The sequence below is a fragment of the Kineococcus rugosus genome (assembly GCF_050871975.1).
Taxonomy (GTDB): Bacteria; Actinomycetota; Actinomycetes; order Actinomycetales; family Kineococcaceae; genus Kineococcus.
In genome coordinates this window covers 99,922-112,646 of the sequence record NZ_JBJLSJ010000001.1, presented here as the reverse complement: position 1 = coordinate 112,646, position 12,725 = coordinate 99,922, and the positions used below count along the sequence as shown (strand labels likewise).

The 12,725-nt window shown below is 74.8% G+C and carries 13 protein-coding genes; 10 read left to right on the top strand and 3 right to left on the bottom strand.

The window, feature by feature from the left end; genetic code table 11:
• Positions 1-3: 3 nt before the first annotated feature.
• Together ACRYM6_RS00550 and ACRYM6_RS00545 are read right to left on the bottom strand one after the other, a co-directional pair.
• Positions 4-1,269: an amidohydrolase gene (locus tag ACRYM6_RS00550; RefSeq protein ID WP_432540436.1), complete on the bottom strand. Its 1,266-nt coding sequence runs from the start codon at positions 1,267-1,269 to the stop codon at positions 4-6.
• A 26-nt stretch (positions 1,270-1,295) separates the two neighbouring features.
• Positions 1,296-2,858 carry an AbgT family transporter gene (locus tag ACRYM6_RS00545; RefSeq protein ID WP_432540435.1) on the bottom strand — a complete coding sequence of 521 codons (1,563 nt, stop codon included), beginning with the start codon at positions 2,856-2,858 and terminating at the stop codon, positions 1,296-1,298.
• A gap of 145 nt (positions 2,859-3,003) precedes the next feature.
• On the opposite strand from ACRYM6_RS00545, the gene ACRYM6_RS00540 reads away from it, so the two are divergent.
• From ACRYM6_RS00540 to ruvC, 4 genes are read left to right on the top strand one after another with little or no spacing between them, the layout of a single operon-like run.
• Positions 3,004-4,056, top strand: a complete 1,053-nt coding sequence (locus ACRYM6_RS00540; protein WP_432540434.1) for an Lrp/AsnC ligand binding domain-containing protein — start codon at positions 3,004-3,006, stop codon at positions 4,054-4,056.
• A 28-nt stretch (positions 4,057-4,084) separates the two neighbouring features.
• Complete coding sequence (gene pdxT / locus ACRYM6_RS00535; RefSeq protein WP_432540433.1) at positions 4,085-4,702, top strand: pyridoxal 5'-phosphate synthase glutaminase subunit PdxT; 618 nt, start codon at positions 4,085-4,087, stop codon at positions 4,700-4,702.
• A gap of 54 nt (positions 4,703-4,756) precedes the next feature.
• Positions 4,757-5,518 (top strand): YebC/PmpR family DNA-binding transcriptional regulator, encoded by a 762-nt coding sequence (locus tag ACRYM6_RS00530; protein WP_432540432.1) that lies wholly within the window; start codon positions 4,757-4,759, stop codon positions 5,516-5,518.
• Between the two features lie 58 nt (positions 5,519-5,576).
• Positions 5,577-6,197, top strand: coding sequence for a crossover junction endodeoxyribonuclease RuvC (gene ruvC / locus ACRYM6_RS00525; protein WP_432540431.1), 621 nt, complete (start codon positions 5,577-5,579; stop codon positions 6,195-6,197).
• Here the strand turns inward: ruvC and ACRYM6_RS00520 are convergent.
• The gene (locus tag ACRYM6_RS00520; RefSeq protein WP_432540430.1) at positions 6,110-6,835 is read right to left on the bottom strand and encodes a dienelactone hydrolase family protein; all 726 of its coding nucleotides are present in this window, start codon (positions 6,833-6,835) and stop codon (positions 6,110-6,112) included. The two genes, ruvC and ACRYM6_RS00520, sit on opposite strands and share 88 nt — an antisense overlap.
• 102 nt (positions 6,836-6,937) lie before the next feature.
• On the opposite strand from ACRYM6_RS00520, the gene ruvA reads away from it, so the two are divergent.
• The 6 genes from ruvA to ACRYM6_RS00490 all read left to right on the top strand — a co-directional run bounded on the left by ruvA (position 6,938) and on the right by ACRYM6_RS00490 (position 12,699).
• Positions 6,938-7,549, top strand: coding sequence for a Holliday junction branch migration protein RuvA (gene ruvA / locus ACRYM6_RS00515; protein ID WP_432540429.1), 612 nt, complete (start codon positions 6,938-6,940; stop codon positions 7,547-7,549).
• Entirely contained in the window at positions 7,549-8,610 is a 1,062-nt protein-coding gene (ruvB, locus tag ACRYM6_RS00510) for a Holliday junction branch migration DNA helicase RuvB (protein ID WP_432540428.1), read from the top strand. Before ruvA ends, ruvB begins: the two co-directional genes overlap by 1 nt.
• 144 nt (positions 8,611-8,754) lie before the next feature.
• A complete protein-coding gene (yajC, locus tag ACRYM6_RS00505) occupies positions 8,755-9,129 on the top strand; it encodes a preprotein translocase subunit YajC (protein ID WP_432540427.1) in 375 nt (124 codons plus the stop codon).
• A gap of 185 nt (positions 9,130-9,314) precedes the next feature.
• The gene (secD, locus tag ACRYM6_RS00500) at positions 9,315-11,165 is read left to right on the top strand and encodes a protein translocase subunit SecD (protein WP_432540426.1); all 1,851 of its coding nucleotides are present in this window, start codon (positions 9,315-9,317) and stop codon (positions 11,163-11,165) included.
• Positions 11,165-12,148, top strand: coding sequence for a protein translocase subunit SecF (gene secF / locus ACRYM6_RS00495; RefSeq protein ID WP_432540425.1), 984 nt, complete (start codon positions 11,165-11,167; stop codon positions 12,146-12,148). The genes secD and secF overlap by 1 nt, the downstream gene beginning before the upstream one ends.
• A complete protein-coding gene (locus ACRYM6_RS00490; RefSeq protein WP_432540424.1) occupies positions 12,145-12,699 on the top strand; it encodes an adenine phosphoribosyltransferase in 555 nt (184 codons plus the stop codon). The genes secF and ACRYM6_RS00490 overlap by 4 nt, the downstream gene beginning before the upstream one ends.
• Positions 12,700-12,725: the final 26 nt, after the last annotated feature.

Sequence of the window (12,725 nt, the reverse complement as noted above, 5' to 3'; positions counted from 1 at the left end):
CGGTCAGCCGCGCCGCACCAGCCGCTCCAGGACGTCCACGGCCACCACGAGGCAGTCCTCGTCGACGTCGAACTCGGCGTGGTGGTGCGGGCCGGGGTTCCCCCCGCCCACCAGGACGTAGGCGGCCGTCCCGCCGGCGTCCTGCACGTGCCGCATGAACAGCGTCGCGTCGTCGCTGCCGGACATGGTGTGCGTGCGGCGGAACTCCAGCGCGTGCCCGGCCGTCTCCGGCACGTCCTTCACGGCCAGTTCCACCAGGTCGATCACCGCGTCGTCGGGGACGGTGCCCGCCGCCGCGCCCGTGACCTCCACCGCCACCTCCACGCCGTAGGTCGCCGCCGCCCCGCGCACGGCCCGCAGCGCCATGTCCCGCAGGTCCTCGTGGGCGCGGTCGGTGCTGCCGCGGACCTCGAAGGTCAGCCGGGCGCTCGCGGGCACGATGTTCGCCCCGCCACCGGCGTGGAGGGTGCCGACGTTCACGCGGGTCTCCCCGGCGCTGTGCCGCGGCAGGCCCAGCAGGGTCAGCGTCGCGCTCGCGGCGGCGGCCAGGGCGTTGCGCCCCCGTTCCGGAGCAGCCGCGGCGTGAGCGGCCTCCCCGGTGAACTCCACGGCGAACTTCGTCGTCGCCAGCGCCCCGGTCGCCCCACCGACGACGGTGCCCACCGGCAGGTCCAGGCCGACGTGGACGGCGAGCATCCTCTCGACACCGGCCACGACGCCCGCGGCGACCATCGGCCGGGCGCCGCGCACCCCCTCCTCGGCGGGCTGGAACACCAGGCGCAGCGTCCCGGGGAAGTCGCGGTCGGCCAGCCGGTGCAGCAGGCCCACCCCGATCGCGGTGTGCGCGTCGTGGCCGCAGGCGTGCATCTGGCCCGTCGTGGACCTGAACCCCTCCCGCTGCGGGGCGTGGTGCGCGGCGGTGGACTCGGTGACGCCCAGGGCGTCCACGTCGCAGCGCAGCCCCCACACCGGGCCGGGCCGGTCCCCGGTGATCTCCGCGACGAGGGCGGTGCCGTGGTCGCGGAAGAACGCGGCCCGGTCGGCGGGGGTCCCGGCGGCCACGGCCCGCTCGGCCCAGGCGGCGCGCTCGGCGGCGTCGGGGTAGCCGGACACGTCACGCAGGTCCATCGCCCCGGCGCCGGTGCGCAGCGTCAGCGGCAGCCCGGCGAGCTCGGTCTCGACCCGCCACGCGGTGCGGATCTCGCAGAAGCCCGGTTCGGCGTGGCGGTGCAGGTCGCGGCGCAACCGCACGAGGTCGTCGCGGTTCACGGTGGTCTCCAGAGGGGTCGGGGTGGTCACTCGGGCAGGCGGATCGAGCCGCCGGGGCCCAGGGGCAGGTCGAAGGCGAAGAACAGGCCGAGGATCACCAGCCACACGACGAGGAAGGGCAGCACGAACACCGCCATGCGCGACATCACCGTCCCCAGCTTCGCCCCGGGTTCCCAGCGCTGGACGAGGGTCAGCAGGATGACCAGGTAGGGGTTGAGCGGGCTCAACGGGGAGGACGCCGAGTCGCCGATGCGGAACGCGGCCTGGGTTAGCGCCGGGTCGTAGCCGAGCAGCATGAACGCGGGCACGAACACCGGGGCGACCAGCGACCACAGCGCCGACCCGGACGTGATGACGAGGTTCAGCGTGAACACCAGCAGCACGAACAGCACGACGGCGGTGAACCCCGTCAGCCCCACCGACTCCAGCAGCGCGGCCCCCTCGACGGCGAGCCAGGACCCGAGGTTGGACCAGCTGAAGAGGGCGATGGCCTGGGCGATGACGAAGATGAGGACGACGTACCCGGCCATGGTCTTCACCGATTCGGCCATGACCGCCGGCAGGGCGTCGCGCCCGGGCAGCGTCCTGGCGACCACCCCGTAGACGGTCCCGGCGAGCAGGAACGCGCCGAAGATCACCGGGATGACCCCGCTGAGCAGCGGTGAGGGCACCAGGGTGCCGCCCTCGCCCTGGAGGGGACTGCCCGGCCACAGCCACGCGAGCGCCAGGCCGCCGAGGTAGACGACGAGGACGGCGACGCTCGCCAGCAGGCCGCGGCGCTGCGCCGGTTCCAGGTGCAGGCTGCCGAGGTCGTCGGTGGCCGCGCTCGAGGCGGCCGCGTCGAAGGCGCCCAGGCGCGGTTCGAGGACGCGGTCGATGAGGAAGCCGCCCAGCAGACCCAGCACGATCCCCGAGGTGGCGGTGAAGGCGATGTTCATGAGGACGTTCAGGTCGGACACGTCCGCGCCGGGCAGCACCGAGGCGGCCTCGACGGTGATGCCGTGCAGGAGCGTGTCCAGGACGCCGACCAGGACGCCGCCGGAGTACCCGGCCACGACGCAGGCGAAGGTGCCGATCATCCCGGCCACCGGGTGCCGGCCCGCCTTCAGGAACACCAGGGCGGCCAGCGGGGGCAGCACGATCGTGGCGACGTCGCTCATGACGTGCCCCTGGCAGGCGACCAGCGCGACGGCGTAGGGCACGACGCGGCGGGGGGCGCGGCCGAAGACCGCGGTCACCGCCGCCCCGAGCAGCCCGGACCGCTCCGCCACGCCGACCGCCATCAGCATCATCAGCACGGTGCCGAACGGCGGGAAGGAGGAGAAGTTGGTCGCGAAGCTCGACAGCAGCCACAGGACGCCCTCGGTGGACAGGAACCCCTGCACGGGCAGGACCTCGTCGCTGCCGGGCACGGTGACGGTGGCTCCCGCCCACGCCATCGCGCTGGAGGCCAGCGCGATCGCGACGAACAGGTAGCAGAACAGGAAGAACGGGTGCGGCAAGGCGTTGCCGGCCCGCTCGATGCCGAGCAGGACGCGGTCGAAGGCGCGTGCGGCGGGCGAGGGACGCGCGGTCGTGGACGCGGACACGAGGCTCCTCGGGGTCGGGACGCGGGAGGGCCGCGGGCGGGGCGCCCCGGCGGCTGGTGACGACCCACCCTGCGGGTCGTGGCAGTCTCGTGGCCCGAAGTGGCGGATAGTGCCACGCAACGGCAGTCAGGAGGCGGATCCGGTCGTGTTGAGCGAAGCGGACCTGGAGCTGGTGGAGGCGCTGCAGATCGCCCCGCGCGCCAGTTGGGTGCAGCTGGGGGAGGTGCTGGACCGTTCCCCGGCCTCGCTGGCCCGCCGCTGGCAGCGGCTGGAGTCCACCGGCCGGGCGTGGACGGCCCTGGTTCCCTCGGCGCGGGCGCTGGAGGAGATGGCCCTGACGCACGTGCAGGTCCGCTGCCGGCCCGGGCAGGTCCAGCGGGTCGCGCGCGACCTCGCCGAGGACCAGCAGGTGCTCACCGTCCACTCGATCACCGGCGACTACGACGTCCTGCTGCTGCTGCGCACCGACGGGGCGGCCTCCCTGGAGCGCTACCTCGGCGAACGGATCGGCTCGCTGCCCGGGGTCGTGCGGCAGCGGGCGCTGCCGGTGCTGCGACCCGTCCGGCACGGCAGCACGTGGCGGCTGGGGACCCTGGACCCGCAGCAGCGCAGGCGACTGCGCGAGGCGGCCCCGCCGCCCCCGGCCCCGGGGGCGCGTCCGGCCCCGTTCGACGAGCGGGTGGTGGCGGCGCTGACCGTGGACGGGCGCGTCACCGCGACCGAGCTGCAGGAGCGCCTGCGCGACGAGGGGGACGGGGCGCGTTCCAGCCTGAGCACCGTCCGCCGCGACCTGGCGCGCGTCCTGCGCTCACCGGCTGTGACCGTCCGCTGCGAGGTCTCCGCCCCGGAGGCGGGCTGGCCGATGGCCGGGGTCCTGTGGTGCCGGCTGCCCGCGGCCCGGCTGAGCGAGCTGGCCGCCGGGGCGTGGGACGACGGGACGGAGTTCGGCGCCGGGCTGCCCGAGGCCCGCTCGTGCACCGTCGTGGCGGGCAGCGTCAACCTCCACCTCACCGTGTGGCTGCGCGGCATGTCCCACCTGCAGGCCATCGAGCACCGGCTCGCCGCGCTCGAACCGGCGCTGGAGGTGGTCGACCGCTCCGTCGTGCTGTCCAGCCTCAAGCGGATGGGGGCCCTGCTGGAGGACGGGCGGCGCGTGCGGGCGGTCCCCACGGCCCTGCTGGGCGGGGGGAGCTGGTGAGGACCCGCCCACCCCCTACGCTGCCGCGGTGACCGCACCGCACCCCACCGTCGGCGTCCTGGCCCTGCAGGGCGACGTGCGCGAGCACGTGGCCGCGCTGGAGGCCGGCGGGGCGCGCGCGGTGCGCGTGCGGCGGCGCTCGGAGCTGGAGGACGTGGACGGGCTGGTCCTGCCCGGCGGGGAGTCCACCACGATCGACCGGCTGCTGCGCGTCTTCGAGCTGCGCGACGCCCTGCGCGCCCGGATCGCCGACGGGCTGCCGGTGTACGGCTCGTGCGCGGGGATGATCCTGCTGGCCGACCGCCTGCTGGACGGCGCGCGCGACCAGCAGACACTCGGCGGCCTCGACGTCACGGTGCGCCGCAACGCCTTCGGCCGCCAGGTGGACTCCTGGGAGGAGGACCTGGAGCTGACCGGGATCACCGGCGACGGGCCGCCCGTGGACGCCGTCTTCATCCGGGCGCCGTGGGTCGAGGAGGCCGGGCCGGACGTCGAGGTGGTCGGCCGACTGGGCTCCGGGCCCGCCGCGGGTAGGATCGTCGCCGTGCGGCAGGGCGCCCTGCTGGCCACGTCGTTCCACCCGGAGATCACCGGGGACGACCGGGTGCACCGCCACTTCGTGGCGATGGTGCGGCAGCGCCTCTGAGCGGGCACACACGTTTTTCGAACGGCCAGGTTTCAGCGAGGCGGAGGGAAGCACATGTCCGGCCACTCCAAGTGGGCGACGACCAAGCACAAGAAGGCCGTCGTCGACGCCAAGCGCGCCAAGAGCTTCGCTCGGCTCATCAAGAACATCGAGGTCGCGGCCCGCACCGGCGGCGGCGACCCGGCCGGCAACCCGACGCTCTACGACGCCATCCAGAAGGCGAAGAAGACCTCGGTGCCGGCCGACAACATCGACCGCGCCGTCAAGCGCGGCTCGGGGGCCGAGGCCGGTGGCGCCGACTGGCAGACGATCACGTACGAGGGCTACGGCCCCAACGGCGTCGCCCTGCTGGTCGAGTGCCTGACCGACAACAAGAACCGGGCCGCCATGGAGGTCCGCACCGCGATGACCCGCAACGGCGGCTCGCTGGCCGACCCCGGCTCGGTGGCCTACATGTTCAGCCGCAAGGGCGTCGTCGTGGTCGGCAAGGAGGGCACCACCCTCACCGAGGACGACGTGCTCACCGCGGTGCTCGAGGCCGGCGCCGAGGAGGTCACCGACCAGGGCGACACCTTCGAGGTCGTCAGCGAGGCCACCGACCTCGGCGCCGTCCGCGACGCGCTGAAGGAGGCCGGGATCGAGTACGACTCGGCCGACAACAGCTTCGTGCCCAGCGTGCAGGTCCCGCTGGACGCCGAGGGCGCGGCCAAGGTGTTCCGGCTCATCGACGCCCTCGACGACTGCGACGACGTGCAGAACGTCTACGCGAACTACGACGTCTCCGACGACGTCCTGGCGGCCCTCGAGGACGCCTGACACCCCGCGCGCGGACCGGTCACGGCCCCCACGCCGGCTTCGTGCCATCGTGGGGGCCGTGCGCGTGCTGGCGGTCGACCCTGGGCTGACCCGTTGCGGGATCGGGGTGGTGGACACCGTCGCGACGGCCCGGCGGGCCGCGATGGTCGGCGTCGGGGTCGTCCGCACCCCCGCGACGGACCCCGTCGAGGCCCGGTTGCTGGCCATCAGCGAGGGGCTGGACGCCTGGCTGGACGAGCACCGCCCCGACGTGGTGGCCGTCGAGCGGGTCTTCGCGCAGTCCAACGTGCGCTCGGTGATGGGGACCGCGCAGGCCGCCGGGCTGGTGCTCGTGGCGGCCGCCCGCCGCGGGCTGCCCGTCGCGATGCACACCCCCAGCGAGGTCAAGGCCGCGGTCACCGGCAACGGGCGCGCCGACAAGGAGCAGGTCACCGTCATGGTCACCCGCATCCTCGGTCTCGACGCGCCCCCGCGACCGGCCGACGCCGCCGACGCCCTCGCCCTGGCGCTGTGCCACCTGTGGCGCGGCGGGGGGACCTCCCGGCTGGAGGCCGCCGCCCGCACCGCCCTGGTGACGGGGCGCCGGAACGCCTACGCCGAGGCCGAGGCGGCCGCGAGGCGCCCGCGCAGGAACGTCGTCGTCCGCTCCCAGGCCAGCTCGGCGGACTCGCGGCGGTAGCTGGGCCGCTCGTCGTTGTAGAAGGCGTGCGGGGCGGGGTACTCGTGCATCGTCACCTCGACCTCCGCCTGCTCGCGGATGCGCTGCGCGGTGGCGCGGACGGCCTCGAGGGGGACGGAGGTGTCCTCCTGCCCGTAGTGGCCCAGCACCGCGGCCCGCAGCCCGGAGTAGTCGGTGCCCGGGCCGGGGACGCCGTACCAGGGGACGGCCGCGCCGACCCGCTCGCCCTGCTGCGCGGCCAGCGTGAGGACGAACGCGCCGCCCATGCAGAAGCCCACGGCGCCGACCGCGGCGGAGGTGGTCTCCGGCCGGTCCAGCAGGTACGTCACGGCGCCGGCGAGGTCGCGGGCCGCGCGCTCGGGCGGCAGCTCGGCGAGGAACCGCGCCGCCTCGGCGGAGTCGTGGGTCGTGCGGCCGCCGTACAGGTCCGGGGCCAGGGCGACGAAGCCCTCGGCGGCGAACCGGTCGACGACGGCGACGACGTGGTCGGTCAGGCCCCACCACTCCTGGATCACGACGACGCCGGGCCCGCGGCCGGAGGCCGGCGTGCGCAGGTAGCCGTGGGCGTGCCCGGTCTCGGTGCCCGGGGCGTCGAAGGTGACGTTCTGGCGCGGGTTGGCGTGCTGCTCGTGGCTCACGGTCGCACTCTGCACCCGGCCCCGCGGCGGCGCGCCTGGGGGGTCGTGTCGGCGGGGGCGTCTAGCCTCTCGTACAAACGTTCGTCCGTCCCTGGAGGTGTGGTGATCGCGTCGGTGCGCGGGCAGGTGCTCGCGGTGCGGCTGGACTCGGCGGTCGTGGAGGTCGGGGGGGTCGGCATGCTCGTCCTGGCCGCCCCGGCGACCCTGGCCGGCCTGCGCGTCGGCGAGGAGGCGCTGCTGCACACCACGCTGGTGGTGCGCGAGGACTCCCTGACGCTGTTCGGGTTCGCCGACGCCGACGAGAAGGAGGTCTTCGAGGTCGTCCAGACCGCCTCCGGCGTCGGGCCGAAGATGGCGCTGGCGATGCTCGCCGTCCACCGCCCCGACGGGATCCGCGCCGCCGTGGCCGCCGAGGACCACGCGGCGCTCGTGCGGGTCCCCGGCATCGGGCGCAAGACCGCGCAGCGCATCTGCCTGGAGCTGGGGGACCGGCTGGGCCCGCCGGTGGGCGCGGCCCCGGCGCCGGCGGCCGTCCCGGCCGGCGACGCCCGCAAGGACCAGGTCGTCGAGGCGCTCGTCGGCCTGGGGTACCCGCTCAAGCAGGCCGGCGACGTCGTCGACGTCGTGCTCGGCGGCCCCGACGGGGACGCCCCGGCCGACCTGGACGTCGCCGCCACCCTGCGCGCGGCCCTGCGCCACCTGTCGGGCCGCTGATGGAGGACCGTCTGGTGACCACGGGGGCCGACGAGCGCGAGCGCGCGGCCGAGTCCGCCCTGCGCCCGCGCGGCCTCGACGAGTTCGTCGGGCAGAAGGTCGTGCGCGAGCAGCTGTCCCTCGTGCTGGACGCGGCCCGCGCCCGGCAGGCCCCGAGCGACCACGTCCTGTTCTCCGGCCCGCCCGGGCTGGGCAAGACGACGCTGGCGATGATCGTCGCGGAGGAGATGGGGGCGCCGCTGCGGCAGTCCAGCGGGCCGGCGATCCAGCACGCCGGGGACCTGGCCGCGGTGCTGAGCTCCCTGGACGAGGGCGAGGTGCTGTTCCTCGACGAGATCCACCGGATGGCGCGCCCGGCCGAGGAGATGCTCTACATCGCGATGGAGGACTTCCGGGTCGACGTCGTCGTCGGCAAGGGCCCGGGCGCGACGGCGATCCCGCTGGAGCTGCCGCGCTTCACGCTGGTGGGGGCCACGACGCGCGTGGGGCTGCTGCCGGCACCGCTGCGCGACCGGTTCGGCTTCACCGGGTACCTCGACTTCTACACCGCCGAGGAGCTCGTGCAGGTGCTGCGCCGCAGCGCCTCCCTGCTGGGGGTGCAGCTGACCGCCGAGGGGGCCGCCGAGATCGGCCGCCGCTCGCGCGGGACGCCGCGCATCGCCAACCGGCTGCTGCGGCGGGTCCGGGACTGGGCCCAGGTGCGGGGGTCCGGGATCGTGGACCGCGCGGCCGCGCGGGCCGCGCTGGCGGTGTACGAGGTCGACGAGCGCGGCCTGGACCGCCTCGACCGCGCCGTCCTGGACGCCCTGTGCCGCCGCTTCGGCGGGGGGCCGGTGGGCCTGTCGACGCTGGCCGTGGTCGTGGGGGAGGAGGCCGAGACCGTCGAGACGGTCGCCGAGCCGTTCCTGGTGCGCGAGGGGCTGCTGGGGCGGACTCCGCGCGGGCGGATCGCCCTGCCGCAGACGTGGGCGCACCTCGGCCTGACCCCGCCGCCGGACGCGGTGGGGGCGGCGTGGCAACCCGCCCTGGACGAGGAGGATCCCCCGGCCCCGACCGGGTGACCCCTAGACTCCTCGGGCGAGTCGGTCCCGCGCGGGTCCTGCGGAACCAGGCAGGTCCTCGCCGCGTTGGGCCGGCCGAGTCGGCACAGGGCCGGCGCAGGCACCGGCGAGCCGTCGATCCCGCCGGTGCGGAGAGGGATTCTCGTGGGTGGTAGCAGCAGCTCGTTGTTCTTCCTGCTGATCATGGCTGCCCTGCTGGTGTTCATGTTCAGCCGGACGCGCAAGCAGCAGAAGGCCCAGCAGCAGATGCAGAACAGCATCGGTCCGGGTTCGGAGGTCATGACGACCTCGGGGATGTTCGGCACCGTGGTGGAGCGGACCGACCAGTACGTCGTCATCGAGATCGCCCCCGGTCTGCGGACCCGGTGGACGCCGCGGGCCGTGGCCCGCGTGGTGACCCCGGCCGAGCAGGTCCCCGACTCGCTGGAGGGGCTGGACCTCACCAAGCGCGACGAGGCCCCCACCCGTGAGCAGGACACGCCGGGTGACGACACCCAGGGCGGTGCTGCCCGTCCCTGACGACTACTGGTAAGACAGCAGTCGTCCACGAGCAGTGACAAGCTTGTGCTGACCGGGTGACACTCCGTCACCCGGTCGGCCCTGTCCCGAGGTATCGAGTGTCCAACGACCGGCCCACCGGGCCCCCACGCGTGCGCCGCGGCGCACCGATCCGTCGACCCCGCCCGGGGCGCACGCTGGCGGCCATGGTGCTCGTCGTCGTCGCCGTCTTCGCCGCGGTGGGAGCCGGGTCGATCTGGAGCGACGCCCGCTGGTCGCCCGGGCTGGCCCTCGACCTCGAGGGCGGCACGCAGGTCGTCCTCACCCCGCGCTCGCTCACCGGCGGCACCGTCCCGACCGAGCAGGTCGAGCGCGCGGCCGAGATCATCCGCCAGCGCGTCGACGCCACCGGCCTGTCCGAGACCGAGGTGCAGGTCCAGGGCGGGCAGAACATCTCCGTCTCCATCCCGGGCCAGGCGACCCGCGAGCAGCTCGACCTGATCTCGCAGTCGGCGCAGCTGCGCATGCGCGTCGTGCTCTACGCCGAGCCGACGCAGGCGCCCGCCGCCGAGCCCGCCCCGACGCCGACCGACGGCGCCACGCCGGCCCCCGAGCCCACCGCCACGGTGACCTCGACGGGCGAGCCCTCGCCGACGCAGAGCGCCGACGGCGCCGCCGCCCCGGCCGCCCTCCAGGCCGCGACCACCCCGCCGGCCGAGGTCCCCGCCGACACCGCGACCACCCCGCCGACGCTGGCCGACATCGCGACCCCGACGCCCACCCCCGGGCCGGGGCAGCCCAGCAGCACCCCGTCCGTCGCGCCGACCGACGCCAGCGACCTGGCCTGGCGGGACCTGCCCGAGGTCGCCCAGCTCTTCTACAACCTCGACTGCGCCGACCCGGCCCAGCGCGAGGGCGGCGTCGTCGACGACCCGGCCAAGCCGCTGGTGACCTGCGAGCAGGACGGATCGGTCAAGTACGTGCTCGGCCCCGCCGAGCTCCAGGGAACCGACCTCGTCAGCGCCGTCTCGGCGCAGGAGACGAACAGCTCCGGCTTCAACACCGGCCGCTGGGTGGTGCGGCTGAAGTTCAACGCCGAGGGCGCGCGGGCCTTCTCCGACCTCACCACGCGCATCTCCACGCTGGAGTCGCCGCGCAACCAGTTCGCCGCCGTCCTCGACGGCCTCGTCGTCACCGCGCCGACGGTGGACCAGCGCTTCGGCGCCGACGTCGACATCACCGGCAACTTCACCCAGGAGTCCTCCGAGGCGCTCGCGCAGCAGCTGCAGTTCGGGGCGCTGCCGGTCTCCTTCCGGGTCGACACCGAGCAGCAGGTCTCGGCCACCCTGGGGTCGGACCAGCTGCGCAACGGCCTCATCGCCGGGCTCGTGGGCCTCGTCCTCGTCGTGGCGTACATGCTGGTGCAGTACCGGGCGCTGGGGCTGGTCACCGTCGCCAGCCTCGTCCTGGCCGCGGCCCTGAACTACGGGGTCATCCTGCTGCTGGGCTGGCTGCAGGGCTTCCGCCTCAGCCTCGCCGGCGTGGCCGGCCTCATCGTCGCCATCGGCGTCACGGCCGACTCCTTCATCCTGTTCTTCGAGCGGGTGCGCGACGAGATCCGGGACGGGCGCATCCTGTCCTCGGCCGTGGAGGCCGGCTGGCACCGGGCGCGGCGCACCATCCTCATCTCCGACGCCGTCAGCCTGCTGTCGGCGGTCGTGCTGTACGTCCTGGCCGTCGGCAACGTCCGCGGCTTCGCGTACACCCTGGGCATCACGACGATCATCGACCTCGTCGTGGTCGTGCTCTTCACCCACCCGGTCGTGGCCCTGCTGGCGAGGACGAAGTTCTTCGGCGGCGGGCACAAGCTGTCCGGCTTCGACCCCGAGCACCTCGGGTCGGTCGTGGCCCGGCACGCGCTGCACCACGGCGAGCACCGCCCGACGGTCGCCGAGCTGCGCCGGGCCGAGCGCGAGGCCGAGCGCGAGAAGGCCCGCAGCGGCGGCGGGACCGAGGCCGGGCACGGCGCGGACGACGAGAACGAGGGCGGTTCCTGATGGGCATGGCGCAGCTGGGCAACCGGCTCTACACCGGTGAGTCCACCTTCGACTTCGTGGGCCGGCGCAAGCTGTGGTTCCTCCTCGCCGCCGCGCTCGTCCTCGTCTCGGCCGTCCTGCTGTGGAAGCCGGGGCTGACGTACGGCATCGAGTTCGAGGGCGGCACGGAGTTCCGCGTCTCGGGCACCTCCGACCAGCAGGCCGCGCGGGAGGCCGTCGAGGCCGTCGTGTCCGGTTCGGTCCCCACGGTCACCACCGCGGGGTCGGGGATCCGCGTCCAGACCGAGACGCTGACCACGCAGCAGCTGGACGCCGTCAGCGCTGAGCTCGCCCAGCGCCTGGACGTCCCGCGGACCGAGGTCGCGACCTCCACGGTCGGGCCGAGCTGGGGTGCCGACGTCACCCGCAAGGCGCTCACCGGCCTCGTCGTGTTCCTGGTGGTCGTCTCGATCGTCATGGCCCTGTACTTCCGGGCCTGGCAGATGGCGGTCGCCTCGCTCGTGGCCCTCTTCCACGACCTGATCATCACCGCGGGGGTCTACGCCCTGACCGGGTTCGAGGTCACGCCGGCGTCGGTCATCGGGTTCCTCACCATCCTGGGGTACTCGCTGTACGACACGGTCGTCGTGTTCGACAAGGTGCGCGAGAACACCGAGGAGGCCTTCCTCCACCGCGACCGCACCTTCGCCGACGCCGCCAACCACGCCGTCAACCAGACCGTCGTGCGGTCGGTCAACACGACCGTGGTCGCGCTGCTGCCCGTCGCGGCCATCCTCTTCATCGGGGACCTGCTGCTGGGGGCCGGGACGCTGCGGGACATCAGCCTGGCCCTGTTCGTCGGGATGCTCGTTGGGGCCTACTCCTCGATCTTCGTAGCGACCCCGCTGCTGGTCACGCTGCGCGCGCGCGAGGGGCGCGTCGCGGCGCTGGACCGGGACGTGCGCGACGGCGTCCGCCCGCAGCAGCCGGCGGCCTCGCAGTGACCCCGACGCCGGACCCCGGCGCCGAGCCGGTCTCGGCGGTCGTGGCCGCGGGGATCCGCGACGTCCCCGACTTCCCCCAGCCGGGGGTGGTGTTCAAGGACATCACCCCGCTGCTGGCCGACCCGGTCGCCCTGGGCCGGGTCACCGCCGCGGTGGTGGAGGTGGCGCAGCGGGTGGGGGCCACCGTGGTCGCCGGGATCGAGGCCCGCGGGTTCATGCTCGCCGCGCCCGCCGCCGAGCGGGCCGGCCTGGGGTTCTGGCCCGTGCGCAAGGCGGGCAAGCTGCCGCCGCCGGTGCTGCGCCGGGACTACGCGCTGGAGTACGGCACCGCCGCGCTGGAGCTGGCGGCGACGGCGGTGCGCCCCGGCGAGCGCGTCCTGCTCGTCGACGACGTGCTCGCCACCGGCGGCACGGCCCGCGCGGCCTGCGAGCTGCTGGAGGAGGCCGGGACCGAGGTCGTGGCCCTCGTGGTGCTCCTGGAGCTGGCGTCCCTGGGCGGCCGCGCGCCGCTGGGGGACCGGCCCGTGGTGGCCCTGCGCACCGAGCCCTGAGGGCCGAGCCCTGGGGGTGGGGCGCC